This window comes from Acinetobacter sp. YH01010 (genome assembly GCF_013420775.1).
GTDB lineage: Bacteria > Pseudomonadota > Gammaproteobacteria > Pseudomonadales > Moraxellaceae > Acinetobacter > Acinetobacter amyesii.
Map to the genome: position 1 here is coordinate 63,049 of NZ_VOYF01000013.1, position 16,906 is coordinate 79,954.

Here is a 16,906-nt window from a genome sequence, read left to right on the forward strand (position 1 = left end):
TTCCTTATACGAACCCGCGACCGCCTACCAGGCCATTCTTATTGTTTGGAATCGCCAGTGGAGATGATTCAGCAAGCATTTGAATGCTTGAAGGGTTCTTTTCTTGCCATTGGCTTAGATAGAACTCTAGAGCCTGACCAAAAGCCTCTACGTTTTGGATAGCACAGTGAGCGATCCAACCATTAGCATCAGAGATCAGTCCAAAGAAGTCTTCCGGAATAAAACGATCCGGTGTACCGCCACCAATACTGTGTTGAACGTCATACGTCCAAATTTCAATGTTGTCGACCGTACCACGGAACTGCGGTTTATCCATCTGATCAAAGGTTGGAGTCAAAGGAACACTAATACCCGCATATGGTGCAATGAACTTCTCTTTAAACTCTGGATCTTTAATTAAAGTGTTGTACACCTTAGATGTTGTAAGTGCCATTGTTGGAGAAGTACCTGAATGTTCTACTGATAGATCAATCATGGTCTGGATATCTTTTACTGGTGTAGCACCCGCTTGCCCCCATTTGATCAATGGAGCAAATGTACAAGCTGCATTACGCTCATAATCTACTTCATACATTGGGAAGTCAGCAGAAGCGAATGTTGTCTTGCCATATAGCAAAACATCACGGGCGATCAGCAACTTTCGGTTTTCAATCGATTGACGTAAATATAAAGCCTTTTGCGCTTGGTCAATCAGCAATAGATCAGCATCACTTAAACGGTTTGAACCTGTGGCAATCACACCAAATTTACGCAGTTGAGTGATTAGCGCAGTATTTTGCACATCACTTGGAAATACCGTCATCATCGGCTTTAAATATGCCGGCTTAACGAATTTAACGTTACCAGACTCACCGACTTTAATTTGGCGACCAGCTGCTGTAGGCGTTACAAATGGTGCAAGCGGTGTCGCTGTATTTAGTTCACCCACTGGTACTTCTTTTTTGGTATACGACACACGCTGCGGGAAAAAGCGATCCATTAACCACGTGTCTACCTTCTGAGTGGTATCCGTTAATAACACCAACTGAGGTACATCCAGTAGTTCAACCGGAGCGTTCTGAAATGTAAAAGTTTGACTCATTGATTATTTCCCCACGACTTTACGAAGTTCAATTTTGTTAATTAAGGCCTGGGCACGTACCGCATCATATTGGGCTTCCGTTAACGGCGTACCATTCACGGTTACCACAGCAATATCAAAAGCACCCTGTACGTAAATTGGCATTTCCAGGCCATTGGCCGCATGGTACGTAGCCTGCTCCACAGTCATATCTGTATTGGCAATGGCATTCCAATCACCAACTACACCTTCTGTTACCACGGGGTGATCTGCGAGGTTGTTTGTAGCCACCTTCAACAAATCACCGCGTTTATATGCAGTCGCCGTTTTTACTTTGGCGTTTTCCGTACGAACGCCATCACCGACTACAAGCTGTGTAGTCGTGATTGTTTGAGTAATGGTTCCCATTAATTTTTTGCTCCTTGTTGCGCTGTAGCAAATTGGTTAAACGCATGATCTAAGGCTGTACCTTGCTGATCGCCTTGGCCTTGTTGCCCACTTTGATTGCTATTCGCTTGATGAGTGAATAAGTGTGCAAATGCTGGATTTACACCCGGTGCTGGCTGTTGTTGCTGAACAGCTGATTGCTGATTACCTGCAGAGAATTGCTTCAATTGTTGTGACATGAATGCGAATGCAGCATCATCCATTTCCGTATAGGATTTCTTTTCTTCAGCACTGAATTGCTTATTCATTGCTGCTTCTAAGCCTTTGATGTCTTCTTCACGCTTATCGGCTTTGAATTTTTTAAGTTCGGCTTGTGCAGCATCGCGTTCTTGCTCTGCCTTTTCACGAGCAGCTTTTTCTTTTTCAAGTTCGGTCACGTCGGTGTCCTCTTTGGTTGGGTTAGGGTTAGCTTTGCCTGAGAAGGCTTTAATTGAGGTATTGCGATCGGCACCAGTCGAGCAGATCGTGAACTCACGAATGCGGTTTTGACGGAAGATTGTGATAGGACCTTCAAATACTTGACCATTCACAGTGACTGTCTTGCCTTGCGAGACTTCTTCAATAGATCCAGGATCAATCATCATTGACATCTGGAATGGAAAGCCATCATCAGAGTCCTGAACAATTTCCTGCGCCTTAGCATTCGTAAGAAAATCGCCTGAAACATCAATCTTTCCGTTTGTATCTACTGTCTGAACAACACCAATTCGACTTGAGCTAAAGTGTTCTTCAAGTAAGGCTGCTGGCTTATCAATCTCAATCCCATCAAGATCAAAGACCACACCAGAACGGCCCCAATACCAATGACCATCTACACGGCCACCTGCATAAGCAGTGCCTTTAAATTTTCGTTTTTGCCCCTCTTCAGCCTTCGGGACTTCAATAGCTGCAGCATTGAATAGATACTTCAATCGCTCTTCATTTGGATCTGGCATTTTCATGCTCCATAAAAAAACCGCCCTTTCGGACGGTCTCTAGTTAATTTCAATTTAATTTACCAATGCCTTCAGTGTATAAACCATCACCCCTTCAACCATCTCCATCGAAACAACTTCAAATGAGACTCCCAAAGGTAGCAAGACACCTTCACCGGCATTCAACTGATCAAGATCAATCCCCAGGCCTTTGGCATTCTCAATCTGAATCATGATGTTTGACTGACCTGCCAAAAGCATTGGTGCATCCAAAGTCACCACCTTGCCTACTTCGAGTGAAGCTGCGTAAGCCAGTGTGGTTGTGCCGGTAATAACGCCTGAGGTGTTTTTAGCTACAGCATGAATCGCTCCTATATCCTGAACCAACCATTGCTTAAGCACTTGGTCAGCCTTAGAAATAGCTTTGCCATTCAAATAACCTGTAATGGCCTGGTCATTGCCTTGCACATAGTCCAAGAAAGTACGAATAGCACTTGGTCGAATCGATGGATCTAATGGAATAACGGTTTTGGCCACCGTATCGAATAGGTCCCGAGTCTTATCATCCATAGGAGCAAATAGGCTCGTAAGCTTTTTCGATGCAGTCCATTCAGCTTTGATGACTTCCTTCTGCTCGAGGAGGTATTCCTTATCTAGCACTGACACATTGATCTTTTTATCAACCAATGCTTCCAAATCACCAAACTGCAAAGGATGCGATGACCAGTCCAATGCCTCAGCAACTTCCGGCAACTTGTCATCCGGTGTAATACCGTATTTGAGCGCCTGAGCCTCTGTGAGAGCTATTACAGTACATCTGCAACGAAAGCCTAGTGGCGGGTAATGCGTTAGCCAAAATGGATGATCAATTGGCAATACAATACGATTCAAAGCTAAATGTGCGGGACGTACGCGACTATCATCGATAGCCGAATACATCAAGTAAGGTCGTTTTTCTTTATTCCTTTGCTGTTGCTGCCATCGTCCATGACCATAAGCACTTTGAATGTTGGTACGAAACACTGTATCCAAATAGTGCTTTGGCAGAATGATTTCAGACTCAACAATGAGCTTTTGGAAATCGTTAAACGTACCTCCATTGGCCAATGTTTTATTCAGTGACTTAATCACTGTCTCAACTTGCTCTAGACTTGATAGAAAGCTCACAGTTGTCGCCATCTGCCGAGTCTTTAAGTCCATTGAGTAAAATTCATCAGGTAGCACAATCTTTTTGTCATGCGCGTACTGAAGCGCCTCAAGGAACGTGACTGGTTGCATATAAACACCCCACAATCCCTACTATTAAACCCAACACAAAGTAAATGGCGGCATGGTAAAACCATAGGTGAATAATTTTAAATTCAGAATCATCCAGAGCAATCAAAGGGGGTGGCGGCACAAAATCAGGAATAGCCTCAATACTATTTCTTTTAGAGTAAAGAGGATTTTCACGTAAATCCTTTTCCATAGCCGCTTTAAAATCCTCATGCTCGATCGCAGTCATGGGGGTAGCATAAATAGCTTTTTTGCAACTACATGGCGAGTAGCCATTACCATTTCGGCCATTAAAGCCACGGCGACACGAATCACATTTCTTATTCATCACTCCCCCCCCTGTGCTGTTGCGTACCCCAATACATCTGCAGCATATAAAGCCTGATCTAAATTGGCTTTAAACTGAGACTCAGATACAGACGGTATCAACTGCATTAAATTGAATGCTAGGCCTTCAGGACTATCAGATTCCACAACAAGCTGCTTTATCTGCTCATTACTTAAAAGCTGCAAGTCTGCTTGACCATCGGTTAATTCCTCAACTTCTAGCTGTTCAGCTGAAAGTTTATTGGCCTGGGCTTTAAAGCTAAATGCACGTTTAGGTATAGCTGAGAATTGGTTGAAGCTAGTAGATACCTGCTCAATCACATCACCATCTTCCAGACCATACTCACGTTTGAAGTATTGTGGGGTTAGTACTGCACCAGCATTTTTTAACTTCACGTCACGGTCTGCTTTAGGCTCTTCCAGTGACTTCTCTTCACCAATGATAACCCGGTGACGCTCCCAGCCATTGATATCACATAGCGCATTAATAATGGCTTGGATCGTAGGCATAATCATTCGCACGTCGGCTTTATACTTCGCATTCTGTACTTCTAGATGAACATCCCCTAAAGCCCTTGAGCCTGCTCCATCAGTTCCACTTGTCAATGTCTGACCTAAGATGACTTTCTGTATACGACGTTCAAGATTCTTATCAAACACTTCAAATGTTTGAGAAGCATTGCCATTGGTATTGGCAGTTTGGATTTCAACTGAATCCGTACCACTTAGAGCAATAACCGAGCTAGCATGAGCTTTGAGTAGTGCGTCACGCATATCTGTAGTCTTGCCAGCAGTTTTACCAACCAGCATTGGCAAACCAAATTTTTCTACAAACTTTGCCCAGAATTTGAAGCCCGATGTTTTAAAGAACCACACCCAGTACAGTCGACTTAATAAAGCCTCGCCTAATGGATTTTCATAAGTAGATTTGCAACGTGTCAGAAAGTGCTTAAACCGTTGGTCCACTTCCTGATCCTGCCGAGTTGCGTTGTAATTGGCGAGCAATAATAAACGCCCATCATTTTTCGGCTCATACCATTGCATAGGTTTTTCACCAATCCACTTTAACCCAATAAATGGTGTAATTGTATCGCCATCAATATGCAAGCTCGGCTCCTCAGGCTTTGTATAAATGGCTTCTAATACTGAATACCCATACCAGCGAGCATTCTGTGCACCAAGTAGAATCTCTGACCACCATTCACGCAAATGCTCCATGATGATTTTAGATTCAGGTCGATCCATTGGTTCTACACGCCATGCCGCGCTCTCAAGTTTATCTTGGCGTTTTTCAATTGCCTGATAAATCTCATCGTCATACATCATGACTTTTAGGCGTGGACGAGTAACACCAGCTTTTCGTAGCACCTCATCACCGTCAGGCATTTTGGTTAGATAGCTGATTAAAGCCTGTTCAGCCTCATGAGAATAAAGTGCACCAGACTCCGGCTTTTTATTCTCAGGATTTTTTCTTTTCTTAGCCATAAATAAAACCTATGCAGCCGGAGGGCTGTAATTAATTGCGATTACTGCGTCTTCAATTGCATCGATCAAAGTATCAACTTGGTCGTCATGGTCATGAGTAAATGCAGCATTAAAGGCCTCACACTCCTCAAAGAATGCCCCAACCCAGTGTGCATCCTTAGGTACCATCACAAAGCGATCTTCCGGCTTATCTTTATAGTTCGCTTCAAGGTGGACTTGTACATCCATGAAACGGGATAGCTTGTCTGTATTACGCTGTACTGGTATGACAGCAACACCGGAGTATGTCCCTAGAGTTTGGATTAGCTGAGTACCCGAGGCCTTGTCTTCTACTTTCATATAGCGAATAGGCTTGGTTTCCCATGTATATTCCTTATGCTTGTCGAGGAAAGCTTTCGCCTGACGGTTAAGTTCTGGTGCTTCCCATTTTCCACGCAATAGATCCAATAGGTATAGCTTTCCATCAATACCCAGGCCAACAAGTAAAAATACTGAGTAATCGTTGTGCTCTTTGGTTTTTTGAGCTGTATCTACAAGGACTGCACGCCACTGAAGCGTAGGGATTTCTTTATAGAACCCAAACCACTCTGACTTGATTAAATCCCCGCCCAATTTCTTAGGTTGTTGCATGTATTGGCTGCTGAAGGTGTAACGTGAGACGGTTGCACCTTCCTTATCCTTACCACCCTTCTCTAACTGAAGTAGCGATTGTAAGGATTCCTTTTTAGGCCAATAGCTTTGACGGCCTTGCTCATCACACTCAACATCTCGCGGTACAAGCTTTTGGATATGTTCTGGCAAGGTTGCAATGTATTCATCATCTATCAGTGCTGGGATAGATATCTGAGTCCATTCACCAGGTAGATTTCCAGTCATTACAAAGTTAGTCGGATCTTCAGTGTGGAGTCGCTGCATAATCATGATGATCGGCGTATCAGACTTCGCTTTACGTGAGTTCACCGTGTTCAACAATTTACGGTTCGCCGCGTCCCGCTTAATCTTACTAAAGGCATCTTCAGGCTTTAATGGGTCATCAATGGTGATACAACCAGTAAAACCATCATCAGCCAATGTGCCAGCACGACGACCTGTAACTTGACCACCCATTGAAGCTACGTACACATGACCAACATCGTAGTCCTCAACTGTGATCTTCCATTCTTTCTTGGAGTCTGTGCTATTCGATACATTCAGATCCCACATGCTACGAAAGTCTTTTGACTTAACAATATCCCTAGCCACATCAGAAACACCTTCAACTAAGGATTGGGAGAAAGATAAGTAGAGGAATCGTGAACGTGCATTTAATGCCAGGCCGCGTGGAATCAAATTAGTCATGAGTTCTGTTTTACCTGCACCAGGTGGAACATTAATCACAACGTTGGCTATTTCACCAGCAATGACTTGGTCGATAATCCATGAAATATAGACGTGGTGCCAATTTACGGTGAATTTAAAGCCCATGCGTGGCTTAAAGAAACGCCGTGTGAAATATAAATGTTCATCCTCACACAGCTTCTTTTCAACCTGTGTTTGTAGATCCATTTTAATATTCCTCTTTAGCCTTCCTTATTGCATCTTCAACCTGCTCAGGAGTGGCCTGGGTAACCGTGGTTTGGGTTACTTCGCTTGTCACCTCGGTTTTATTGGTGTACTTGCCACCCATATCTTCTGCAGCCTGCTTAAGAATGCTTAAGGCAGCAACACGGTTTTTTCCATGTTTTTGGTATTGGTTTTCCAGTCGTTGTAAACGAACTGTCAGGTTTGCTATTGGAATATTTTGAGGTGCTTCTAAAAATTCTTTGCGAGAGATATCAAATTCTGCTTTTAGTTCAGCACTTAAATCTTTGCCTACGCGCTTGGTTGGGTCATAAGCCTCACACTGCTGACGACTCACATCAATGTTAAATTCTTCTTTGACGAGCACTACGGTTTCTTGAGGTGTATTGAACTGTGCAAGTGACCGTACAATAAAGAGTTTTTGCTTTTTATTTAAAGTAGCCATTTCCCTCTATCCGTCAAAGTACGTCAAAGAAGACGGACAAAAAAAGAGCCTTTCGGCTCAGTTAATCACACAGTTTCCGCAACACGCTGCAATGTTTGTCTCCGATACAAATGGAGCATTTTTAGCAATGTCCAATAATCGTTGTACTGAGCTATCAATTCCGTGCTGACGTATTTCACCAAAGAACACTTCAACATCATGGCCAGCTAAGTAATGCTTAGGTAAGCCAGTCGTATCGCTATAAATGATCTCACCATCTTCATCGCGCTCAACACCAATGTGATAAAGCTCATGTTCAATCAAACGGCAGAATTCACGATCAGAGGTTTGCTCACAAAATGCTGCATCAATCGTGATTAAGTACTGAGGTACAAAACCAAACCAGTCTCGCATTTGTTGTTCTTGACGGGCTTTCTTCCATCCGCCTTGGTTAAACATCACTTTTTCACATTGACCAAGTACCATGCGCTTTTTGGCCATAGCCGCGGATGATGCCCACGCAAATGCTAAAAACTCTTCGTTATCATGAATCAGCTCAGCGATATGATCATGGTCTGGGTTATGTAGTTGGCCACCCATAGTTAGGTAATTATCTTTCACCCAGGCCAATAATTCTTGTGCTGGTGCAAGACGTATAGCGTCTTCTTCCTCAGCCTGATCTATAAGTTCAGTCGGCGGGAATGGTCTGATCTGTTCCATGTGATGCCTTTAAATGTCTTAGCCAGGCCGTTGCACGACCCATGTTGATATCTGCAAGTTCAAACCTGTGAAATCGATACCCCAATTCTTCAGCATGGTCATAACGATCAACACTCCAAGCTTTTGTTGCAAGTTTGCCCTTGCGACCGCCAGACCATGGACCAGTTGCTATTTCAATTAGCATGCGATGTTCAATGAGGTGTAAGTCAAAACGCCAATGTTTGGTACTTTTGAAATGAAAGTACTCCTCATACTTCATTTCCATACGGTCTAATATTTCTTTTAACCTCTCGAATGCTTCTAAGTATTTTTCACTGGCTTTAGGTAGTGGCCTGGAGCGTGGTTTCTTATTGGGAGGAATCTTTTTAGTTAGATTTTTATAGGCATCAAGTTCCATATTTCACCCAATAAAAAACCTCCCGGAGGAGGTTAATTTAATTGCATGTAAAAATTAAAATAACTTAAATATTTTTCCAGTTTTATCACTGTAGAAATGCATATCAAAGCTAGGCTTAATTATTTCATCTTCTATATTTAGATAACGGACGCAATCACCAAAACTATTTGGCTCATCAGATGATTTTTCGCACATAGCTTCTAGTGTATAGACAGCGCCATGTTGATCAACTACGTCCAGCATTACTTTATTTAATGGCGTATTCATAATTAATTATCAATCGCTACAATTTCACTTGCCTGAAATCCGCGTTGTCCTTTAGATTGTGAAAACTGAACCCGTTGCCCTTCAGCTAAGCTTTTAAAACCATTTGACATAATTTGAGAAAAATGTGCAAAAACTTCATTACCATTATCTGCGGCAATAAAACCAAAACCTTTTGCATCATTGAACCACTTCACAGTGCCAGTAGTTAAATTAGACATATATTTTTCCTTATAGATTTTTTGTGATAGAGAAAAATTCGAAATACCCTTAGTTTAAAAATGTAAAAAACAAAAAATAAATTAAAAATCTTACTCTATGTGACGTATTGAATAATGTTGACGAATTAAGAGTACAGTTTATAAAGCTTATTCAATTCAGTATAAAAAGACTTACCATCTAAATTCAGTTCAATTTTTTTGCCTGACTCAAGTTCAACTTGCTTTGCAACTTCAACCCAAGTATGGCCATTCATTGTGCTTTGAATTTTGTTTAATGGAATAATGTTTACACGTATAACATCGCCATTGATTGCTGCGGCGGTTGTCCACCCATTTGAAATGTTCATTTAATCACTCATGTGATGAGCTTTTGCAAACAAGAAAGTATTTAAAGATAAAACCAATTGTAAGGTTGGAGATAATTCACTTAAGAAGATATTTAAACTTATGATATTTACAGTAGCTGTGAAATTTAAAAAAGATATAAAAATTAAATTAGTATCTTAAAAATAAAATTTAAGGAAAACCCACGGATAGCTGCAGGCTTCCCTTGATCGGCATGATGCGAATTCATGCTATGCGTTAACTGTTTGAATTTGATGCTTGAACATCAGAATGGAGGGAATACGCAATTCCGTTAACAACTCAAACACTACCGTTCCGCTTACGGATTCGATCAAACACAATATATCAGATATATTAATATTAACCTAACTTTATTTCAATTTTATTTATATTTGTGATTTATATATTCTCTTTCTGCTAGCTATACAATATTTGGGTAATAAGCATTGCAACACTTCATGTTAATTTCTAAGTCTTGTTTCGCTTGTACTTTATCTGTCATGGCTCAATCTTCTTTTTAGATGCTACATAAACACCTTCGTTAAACGCGATCGGCTTACTTTCAACAATGTCTTTCTTAAACCACTTAAAGCACAACCCATACCCAAATAAGAATGAAAATAAACCCACTACGATATAAGCCATACCCACCACCAAATAAGAAAAGAAAAACCCCTCAACATTAGAATGTGAAGGGCTTTTATGCGCCGTAATACGTTCGGCGAATTATTTAGGTAACTTCAGATCCACATCAGGAATGATAACGCTTGGTCTGAAATCAACTTTGTACTGGTAGGTACTAACACCCTTACTATTCAACTGCTCAGAAAAATAAGTAACATTGTCAGAAATACCTAGTGAATGCTTTTTGAATTCCGTATCACTGGTCTTACAGGTCACATCAACCTTCCGTTCGCTCACAGCTTCAAAAGCACACTTGCCTTCAATAGTAAGAACATAATCACCAGTAACGCCATTATAAAAAACAATTCGTCGATCCAACTGAAAGTTATCAGCTGCATATGATAGATTTCGTGAAGCAACTTGAGCATCACGAGAACAACCCGCCATTGCCATTGCACACATTAGACCAACTGCTAATATTTTAGTTTTCATTGTTAGCTCACTTTTTTAGACAACAAAAAAGAGCACTCACGCACTCTCACATTTCACAAAAAAACCGCACTAACTTTAGTCAATGCGGCTTCTTATTCTTACCAAACTTAAATAACGCTATTCGATTTCTTTCCAGAAAGTGACATATAGCTTGAATTCCGACTTTATGAGAAACGCACTGATTAAAAATGCAACCCCAATCACCAGAAACATTACATCAATATTCAATAACCCCACCAATTCAAGGATAACTCCAAGAATACATAACGCATAAAAAATAACTACGCCTAAATTTTCTTTCATTTGCTTCACCAGGAGAAAATTTGCTTTCTGCAAATTTGAACCGGCATTTTTACATCAAAAATCACATAAATGGAATAGACCGAGAAGTCTATTCGGTAAATATACTTTTTAGCTATCTGATTGGCATTTCCCACACTTCCTGCATTCTTTCACCCTGAATACCTCATTCTCAAACTCCCAGCAGTGGAAGCAGAATATTTGGCGTATAAAGCGGAGCATTCCTTTTCTCCTTAATCGGGCACAAAAAAAGCCCACCTTTCGATGAGCTTTTTTTACTTTTAAAATAATTTTATCTAGTTGCTAATTCTTTATGCAATTTCTCCAAATCTTCTAATCTCTTTTTCTTGGATAGTTGATTAACATGAAAACACGAAAATACCGCAAGTATTAATAATGTTAAGCCTAAAATCAGTAACCAATTGTTTTTCACAGAGATTCACCTTGATTTATAGATGAGTCTTAGTATGCCAACTATTTGTTTAATAAGCTAACAAAAAAGCCCACCTTTTAGTGAGCTTTCCTTGATGCTTAAACCTATTTTTGACATTTCACGTTAAACTGGTATTCATCTTGAGTAACCTTAATTTTAATATTTTTATATTTTCGTTTGTTTGGATCCATTGCCGAGCCAGCCACTTCCTCAAAAAAGCTACGATCATTCATTAGCTCGCCATACGCTTTATAGCCTAATAAAATCTTTTCAGGCTTTTCGCCTTCAGCCACTAATTTACCGAGAGTATCTTCTAGTTTTTTAACAGTTAAAATCGCCATTTCAATTAGAGCTCAAAAACAAAAAGGCATTATCACTTAATTTTATGAATAAATAATGTCAAAAAAGCCCACCGTTTGGTGAGCTTTAATGACTTGGTCTCGGATAACCGTAATACGACCAGTATATAAATAAGATACCCTAGTTATCATTTTAATGATAGTCCTATGCTCGCATTTCTTTGTAAGTTTCCTTTTTATATTTTTTGATCGCATTTGATGCTTCGTCAATTGCAGATTCAAGAGCCAAACTCATTAAATCCTCATACGGTTTCCATGTTAAGCGATACACATTCGTTGTCATCTGCATCGAATTAATCCCCGCATAATACAATCGACCTTGCGCTGTAAAATTCCCCTCAAGCTCAGGATTTAATGCAAAGTCAATTACCATGCGTGCAATCAAGTAAGCTAGGTGATTCATAGTGATATGCTCAGGCTCGCGCTTCTTATCATCCGTGGCATTGACCAACATAATTTTAACCAAGTGATTACGCACATACTCATAATCACTTTCACACTTCCCATCAAAGACAATTAGTGCTGTCACCGACTTTGCAAGCTGCGTTTCCATACTCGCAATCGCACCCAAACGATCTTCATAATTCAAAGGTTTCTCCCCAGTGCCATGTGCCTGTGGCTCAAAGTTTGGCGACTTCGCTGTAATACCTTTGGTCAACCACTCAAACGGTTCAAATTTTTCTGCTGCTACTGCGTTCATACCCTGCCCTCAAACTTCTTTAATATCGATATCGTGTACTGTTTTCATAAGGTGTTTCTTATTGCGATAGCTTTGCAATTTCCGTGTTACTGCCGACTTCACATCCTCAACAATCAGCTTCCCATTGCTCATGTATGTAAAATCCGCGTAATACCTCAATTCAGGTTTTGCCCTTTTCTCCCCTTCCAATTTCACCTTAGGTGCCAAGACAAATTTTACCTGACACTTAAGCTCTGAAATCTCACCCCTTTGCATTAGTGCTGTAAGCTCGATATAGCGGTTGTACTCTTTGACGCTATCGAACTTCATTCCGTCTTTTTCAATACGCTGTGAGTTAAATTTGCTGCGCCCTGACTTGGGTTTAGTCTTGGGCGCGTATTGTTTATGGTATTCAGCGAGTGAGATGCTGGTCATGGCTCACCATCGTAAAAGCGTTCGCAAAATCCCGATAAGGCCTTGCATAAACACTCCCATCATTCAGACTTTGATAAACGGCCATTTTTGGAAACTTTTCGTTGTTACACTTATTTGCTGTTGCGATGTAGCTGTATAGATTTCCAGTCTTGTTGTGCTTATAGATCACGACTCACCTCGCCAAGTCTCAAAAAAGAACACCACTGGATAAGATTTAATTTCAATCAATCCAAAACGATGCAGATGACGAGCATGAGTGCTGTCCCTTAGCAACTGAACATCACGATAGTGAGTTAAAAGACTGCGCCACGACTTCAAAGACATTGATGATTTATTGGAGTTGCAAGGCACACATGCAGGATTCATGTTTTCAATCGTGTCTAAGTGTGGTCGAGTCATTTCTCCTGAAATTAACTTCCCACCGCCAACGTGGATAATGTCACGCTTAACAGCCTCAATATGATCCGCATGCCACTTGTCGCCCAACTCACAGCCACAGTAAGCGCAATGACCACCAAATTTCATCTTAAGTTCTGCACGTTGTTTTTTGTTTAAATTCATCCCTCAATCACCTTTGTAGTCAGCGCAATATGGTTGCGAATGTCTGATACGTTGTTAGTGCGATCGTGGTCTGCGATGGCAGAACGCAGATCGGAAATTAAGTAACTTTGCTGTCCTGTCATATTTGGAAAGCTCAACATTGAAATGTGGTACTCGTTTCGAGTGATCCAAAAAACCGCCCATTCAGGCGCACCATCCACAATTTCCCGCATTTGTTCGATTGTTAGGTTCACTGGCATGACTCCACGTCTGCGATGGCGTTATTAAACATTCCTATGTGTTGTGCATGATCAGGAATAAAATCCACATAATGATCAAGAAATACATAGCGATTATTTGAATGCAGGTAAAAATGCGTATAGCCAATATGCTTCCCATTAATCGCATTTTTCACCCTTTCCAACCCTCCAAGCTTTTCAACCAACTCCCACGACTCGACAAGGCGTTTTAGGTCGCCTAGATCAACACCCATCTCCTTAAGCATGCAAGGCCGAACCCCCATCAACTCTTTTGCAGACTCAATTCCATTTTTCAAATATTTAACAAACTCGTTCGCTTTCATCCCTTCACCCCAAATAGTTGTTTTGCTTTATCCGTTGGCAAGAAGCCTTGAGGGGAGTTTCTTTTCCCATCTCCGAGCACATAACCGAGTTTTTCTAAAGAATTTACGTATCGCTGCACAGTTCGATAACTCGTATTGGTCACAACGTTATCAAGCACATCTTGCACATAAGTCGCCTTACCTCTGAATGTGATAAACAGCAGAATATCCATCGTTGTTTCAAACATGTGTCCGTGTGATTGGCTTATGCTCATGCTGCCACCTGCTTTGCTTTCTTTTTTCTACGCTCGCTCATGTAAATTCGACATGCTTCACGAGTCTCTGGTGTTCTGATTCCATGACGATAGGCTGAACGCAGAGCCATGACTTCCACCCAATCCACGGTTTTATTGTCATGCTGATCCTTCACACCCCACCTCCTACACGTTGATCCACCCAATTACATTCCACAATCACCAGGCCATCATGTTGAAAACGAGACCATAAGCGATCCCCCAAATCCTTTTGCAGTTCAGCCATCGTCATGTTGGAAATCAACATGGTTGGCTTAGCAGCGTCATAACGCGCATATAAAACTTTATGTACAAGCTGCAAACGATTTTCATGACGGTCATGCAAGCCGTATTCATCAAGAATTAACAGGTCATATTCGGTGAATCGGTGAATTGCGTTTGATTCACTGTCATCGGCTTTTTTCCAAGCATTCGCAATTTCATTGGCGATATCTTCAGATGTGATGTAACGAGCGTACTTACGACTCTCAAGGACATTTCTAGCAACGGCACACGCTAGATGTGTTTTACCTGTACCAGTACGGCCAACCATGATTAAATTACGTTTGATGTCTTTCTTGAAATCACTGGTAAACGACATACATTGCTGCTTTGCATTCATCTGTCCGTTATTGCTAATTACATAGTCTCTAAAGCCATTGTTTGCATGACGAGCCGGTAACTTAGCTCCTTCAAAATGCTTTTCACGAACCATGCGATTTACCTCAATCTCGTGGTCCTGATGGGCTTTATTCAATATTTCAGTTGCACATTGCTTGCAAATTGCAGTACGACCAACTAAGACTTTTTGAGCTCGGTGTGTTTCACAGTATTCAGAACTCAACTGGATCTGCGCATTTAAAATTGAGGCGTTCATAGCAGTCCTCCACAGTCGATATCACTTGCAGGTGCATACTGCTGTACTTCACCCCAAGCATCATTTACGTTTCGAGAATTTTGTTTTTCAGTGGTATGGTTTTTCGTTTTTGTTGCTTCACGCTCAGCTTTGGCCAATTGTTTTTCAAATTCCTGAAAAATCCATTGTGCAAACTTGCGAAGTTTTTGGTTGTTCGTGATCTGGTGATTATTTTCGTGGTGAGCGTTGAAGTTCCCAAGATGGAATTGAAAATCTGCCATGCCAAGAATTTCAGAAACTCGTTGAGAGTATTTTGTGGTTTTCAAAGCGAATGCCAGCTGCTCAAGATCTGGTGTCCACGAATCCACGTTTTGATTTTCAACGTGCGCGTTACTGTGTGTGTTTATATCTGTTGTATTCTCTGTAGGAACGAATTGCGCTTTTGTTTGCTCCCGAACTGCGCTTTCGTCAGTTGGGGAAATTACATTTTGTGAGTTCGCCAAAATCATCTCTGAAAGCCACTCGTCAAAGCGTTTTTCGTTAAATTTGAAGTACAAACGATGATCTAAACGCTTGTATGTTTCCGAGATCAAACCTAAGGCAACAAGCTTCTTTCGAGCACTCATCTGTTCTCGATATGACAAGCCAGTTTCTTCCTCAATTTGATCAGAAGTCTTGTACACGCCTAATGGGCTATCAGTCTTATCCGACCAAAAAACCATTTGGCCAAGAAAGATTCCTGCCTTCACACAGCCAATGTATTTACCTAGCTTGGGGAAATAGGCAATAGGTTGCCCTGTGCCACGTAGTGACAGAATATGGCTCACTGTTCACCCCTTCTTTCATTAATCCATATAAAACGCCCAAACATCAAAATCATTTCTGAACGCAGTAAGCTTAAGATAATTTCCCCGGCATACCAGGCCGAGATCCGATGTTCATTGGTTAGCATTTCGATAAACTCATCACGTGTGACTGCAGCATTGGCTTCATCACGATTGATCTTGCGTAAGTTGGCCTTTCGGATATCCAATAAACCATTGAGCGTGCGTAGCGCTGGGTTATACCAACTCTGAACGCCTTGCAGGTGTTTATGCTCAGGCTGCTTTTTAATTGCCTTGTTGGTGATCATGGAACCTCCGCAAGCGCTTGTTCAGCAGCAGTCAAACGACGTTTAGCCAAGACTTCAGCAACCGTTGCCGGACGCACTAAATGGCTCAGCGCAAAGTTGTGATTTCCATCCAGTAGTACGCCATCACCTTGGACTTTATGTACGGTCATTAGATGGCCTGGTTTGATTGGGTCTGTGAAGACCACGACGTCGCCATTGAGGAATCCATCGTTTGCCATGTCATTGTTTTGTGGTATATTTGGTTTCAGATTCATTTGTGATTTCCCTCATAAATTGAATTGAAAGCCTGATGTTCGAGATCAGGCTTTTTTATTGCTCGACGCATTTGTTTATTTGCATTTCTAGCTCTGCCAAAATTTCGTGCAGCATGTGAATGACCTTTGACATATCTATCGCTTCACCACGAGTGATCCGACCGTCTGCCATCATTTCTTTGAATAGCGTGTAGATATCCCCGCCGCCCATTCCAAAACTCAGAACTAAATCCGTCAGCGCTGTATCTCGACATTCGGGAATATTCGGCAAGTTAATGGCCACTTTTCCGTGATGAGCATTCAGTCTTTGCAAAATTCGGTAATCCCCTGTCAGCTCCATAAGTTTTGAAGCCTCAAGCAAGGTGATGTGGTGTGTTTCCGTATTGGGATTCACTTTACTGTTCAGTACCGCTGGGCTTTTAATGCCCATTCGTGGTGCTAGTGCATTCGCTCCACCTTGATAGTCGTGAACAGTGTTGTAAGCAGCATCCAATATGTTCATATCGGT

General features: G+C 41.4%; 29 protein-coding genes. All 29 read right to left on the minus strand.

Features of this window, described 5'->3' with window-relative positions; translation table 11 throughout:
- Positions 1–4: 4 nt before the first annotated feature.
- Positions 5–1,081, minus strand: a complete 1,077-nt coding sequence (locus tag FTT77_RS12260) for a major capsid protein (protein ID WP_078190824.1) — start codon at positions 1,079–1,081, stop codon at positions 5–7.
- Positions 1,082–1,084: 3 nt separating this feature from the next.
- Positions 1,085–1,468: a hypothetical protein gene (locus FTT77_RS12265; RefSeq protein ID WP_078193411.1), complete on the minus strand. Its 384-nt coding sequence runs from the start codon at positions 1,466–1,468 to the stop codon at positions 1,085–1,087.
- Entirely contained in the window at positions 1,468–2,442 is a 975-nt protein-coding gene (locus FTT77_RS12270) for a hypothetical protein (protein ID WP_180026374.1), read from the minus strand. The genes FTT77_RS12265 and FTT77_RS12270 overlap by 1 nt, the downstream gene beginning before the upstream one ends.
- Before the next feature lie 54 nt (positions 2,443–2,496).
- Entirely contained in the window at positions 2,497–3,699 is a 1,203-nt protein-coding gene (locus tag FTT77_RS12275; RefSeq protein ID WP_180026375.1) for a phage minor head protein, read from the minus strand.
- On the minus strand, positions 3,677–4,024 hold the full coding sequence (locus FTT77_RS12280; protein ID WP_180026376.1) for a hypothetical protein: 348 nt from the start codon (positions 4,022–4,024) through the stop codon (positions 3,677–3,679). Before FTT77_RS12280 ends, FTT77_RS12275 begins: the two co-directional genes overlap by 23 nt.
- Positions 4,024–5,508, minus strand: coding sequence for a DUF935 family protein (locus tag FTT77_RS12285; protein ID WP_180026377.1), 1,485 nt, complete (start codon positions 5,506–5,508; stop codon positions 4,024–4,026). The genes FTT77_RS12280 and FTT77_RS12285 overlap by 1 nt, the downstream gene beginning before the upstream one ends.
- A 9-nt stretch (positions 5,509–5,517) precedes the next feature.
- Entirely contained in the window at positions 5,518–7,053 is a 1,536-nt protein-coding gene (gene terL / locus FTT77_RS12290; protein WP_180073682.1) for a phage terminase large subunit, read from the minus strand.
- 1 nt (position 7,054) lies between these two features.
- The gene (locus tag FTT77_RS12295) at positions 7,055–7,513 is read right to left on the minus strand and encodes a DUF2280 domain-containing protein (RefSeq protein WP_180073681.1); all 459 of its coding nucleotides are present in this window, start codon (positions 7,511–7,513) and stop codon (positions 7,055–7,057) included.
- Between the two features lie 57 nt (positions 7,514–7,570).
- The gene (locus FTT77_RS12300; protein ID WP_180073680.1) at positions 7,571–8,212 is read right to left on the minus strand and encodes a putative metallopeptidase; all 642 of its coding nucleotides are present in this window, start codon (positions 8,210–8,212) and stop codon (positions 7,571–7,573) included.
- On the minus strand, positions 8,181–8,609 hold the full coding sequence (locus FTT77_RS12305; RefSeq protein ID WP_180109381.1) for a hypothetical protein: 429 nt from the start codon (positions 8,607–8,609) through the stop codon (positions 8,181–8,183). The genes FTT77_RS12300 and FTT77_RS12305 overlap by 32 nt, the downstream gene beginning before the upstream one ends.
- A gap of 54 nt (positions 8,610–8,663) precedes the next feature.
- Positions 8,664–8,876, minus strand: coding sequence for a hypothetical protein (locus FTT77_RS12310; protein ID WP_180109382.1), 213 nt, complete (start codon positions 8,874–8,876; stop codon positions 8,664–8,666).
- 2 nt (positions 8,877–8,878) lie between these two features.
- Entirely contained in the window at positions 8,879–9,094 is a 216-nt protein-coding gene (locus FTT77_RS12315; RefSeq protein ID WP_180063596.1) for a cold-shock protein, read from the minus strand.
- A 125-nt stretch (positions 9,095–9,219) separates the two neighbouring features.
- Positions 9,220–9,441 (minus strand): transposase, encoded by a 222-nt coding sequence (locus FTT77_RS12320; RefSeq protein ID WP_180063595.1) that lies wholly within the window; start codon positions 9,439–9,441, stop codon positions 9,220–9,222.
- Positions 9,442–9,937: 496 nt separating this feature from the next.
- Entirely contained in the window at positions 9,938–10,084 is a 147-nt protein-coding gene (locus FTT77_RS12325; protein ID WP_180109383.1) for a hypothetical protein, read from the minus strand.
- A gap of 81 nt (positions 10,085–10,165) precedes the next feature.
- Positions 10,166–10,555 (minus strand): hypothetical protein, encoded by a 390-nt coding sequence (locus FTT77_RS12330; protein ID WP_106986614.1) that lies wholly within the window; start codon positions 10,553–10,555, stop codon positions 10,166–10,168.
- A 117-nt stretch (positions 10,556–10,672) separates the two neighbouring features.
- Positions 10,673–10,858, minus strand: a complete 186-nt coding sequence (locus FTT77_RS12335) for a hypothetical protein (protein WP_046205780.1) — start codon at positions 10,856–10,858, stop codon at positions 10,673–10,675.
- Positions 10,859–11,392: 534 nt separating this feature from the next.
- Positions 11,393–11,629: a hypothetical protein gene (locus tag FTT77_RS12340; protein WP_004646432.1), complete on the minus strand. Its 237-nt coding sequence runs from the start codon at positions 11,627–11,629 to the stop codon at positions 11,393–11,395.
- A 163-nt stretch (positions 11,630–11,792) separates the two neighbouring features.
- On the minus strand, positions 11,793–12,347 hold the full coding sequence (locus FTT77_RS12345; protein ID WP_180109384.1) for a hypothetical protein: 555 nt from the start codon (positions 12,345–12,347) through the stop codon (positions 11,793–11,795).
- Positions 12,348–12,356: 9 nt separating this feature from the next.
- Entirely contained in the window at positions 12,357–12,761 is a 405-nt protein-coding gene (locus FTT77_RS12350) for a DUF1064 domain-containing protein (protein WP_180109385.1), read from the minus strand.
- Positions 12,739–12,930 carry a DUF1653 domain-containing protein gene (locus FTT77_RS17615; RefSeq protein WP_106986610.1) on the minus strand — a complete coding sequence of 64 codons (192 nt, stop codon included), beginning with the start codon at positions 12,928–12,930 and terminating at the stop codon, positions 12,739–12,741. Before FTT77_RS17615 ends, FTT77_RS12350 begins: the two co-directional genes overlap by 23 nt.
- Positions 12,927–13,322 carry an HNH endonuclease gene (locus tag FTT77_RS12360; protein ID WP_180109386.1) on the minus strand — a complete coding sequence of 132 codons (396 nt, stop codon included), beginning with the start codon at positions 13,320–13,322 and terminating at the stop codon, positions 12,927–12,929. The genes FTT77_RS17615 and FTT77_RS12360 overlap by 4 nt, the downstream gene beginning before the upstream one ends.
- Positions 13,319–13,555, minus strand: a complete 237-nt coding sequence (locus FTT77_RS12365; protein WP_180109387.1) for a hypothetical protein — start codon at positions 13,553–13,555, stop codon at positions 13,319–13,321. Before FTT77_RS12365 ends, FTT77_RS12360 begins: the two co-directional genes overlap by 4 nt.
- Positions 13,552–13,884, minus strand: coding sequence for a hypothetical protein (locus FTT77_RS12370; RefSeq protein ID WP_180109388.1), 333 nt, complete (start codon positions 13,882–13,884; stop codon positions 13,552–13,554). The genes FTT77_RS12365 and FTT77_RS12370 overlap by 4 nt, the downstream gene beginning before the upstream one ends.
- Entirely contained in the window at positions 13,881–14,138 is a 258-nt protein-coding gene (locus tag FTT77_RS12375; RefSeq protein ID WP_180109389.1) for a hypothetical protein, read from the minus strand. Before FTT77_RS12375 ends, FTT77_RS12370 begins: the two co-directional genes overlap by 4 nt.
- Before the next feature lie 151 nt (positions 14,139–14,289).
- Positions 14,290–15,033 (minus strand): ATP-binding protein, encoded by a 744-nt coding sequence (locus tag FTT77_RS12380; RefSeq protein ID WP_180109390.1) that lies wholly within the window; start codon positions 15,031–15,033, stop codon positions 14,290–14,292.
- Positions 15,030–15,839 (minus strand): hypothetical protein, encoded by an 810-nt coding sequence (locus FTT77_RS12385; RefSeq protein WP_180109391.1) that lies wholly within the window; start codon positions 15,837–15,839, stop codon positions 15,030–15,032. The genes FTT77_RS12380 and FTT77_RS12385 overlap by 4 nt, the downstream gene beginning before the upstream one ends.
- Entirely contained in the window at positions 15,836–16,144 is a 309-nt protein-coding gene (locus tag FTT77_RS12390) for a hypothetical protein (protein ID WP_180109392.1), read from the minus strand. Before FTT77_RS12390 ends, FTT77_RS12385 begins: the two co-directional genes overlap by 4 nt.
- Positions 16,141–16,398, minus strand: coding sequence for a hypothetical protein (locus FTT77_RS12395; protein ID WP_257223084.1), 258 nt, complete (start codon positions 16,396–16,398; stop codon positions 16,141–16,143). The genes FTT77_RS12390 and FTT77_RS12395 overlap by 4 nt, the downstream gene beginning before the upstream one ends.
- Positions 16,399–16,453: 55 nt before the next feature.
- Positions 16,454–16,900, minus strand: coding sequence for a phage regulatory CII family protein (locus FTT77_RS12400; RefSeq protein WP_180073668.1), 447 nt, complete (start codon positions 16,898–16,900; stop codon positions 16,454–16,456).
- Between the last annotated feature and the right edge of the window lie 6 nt (positions 16,901–16,906).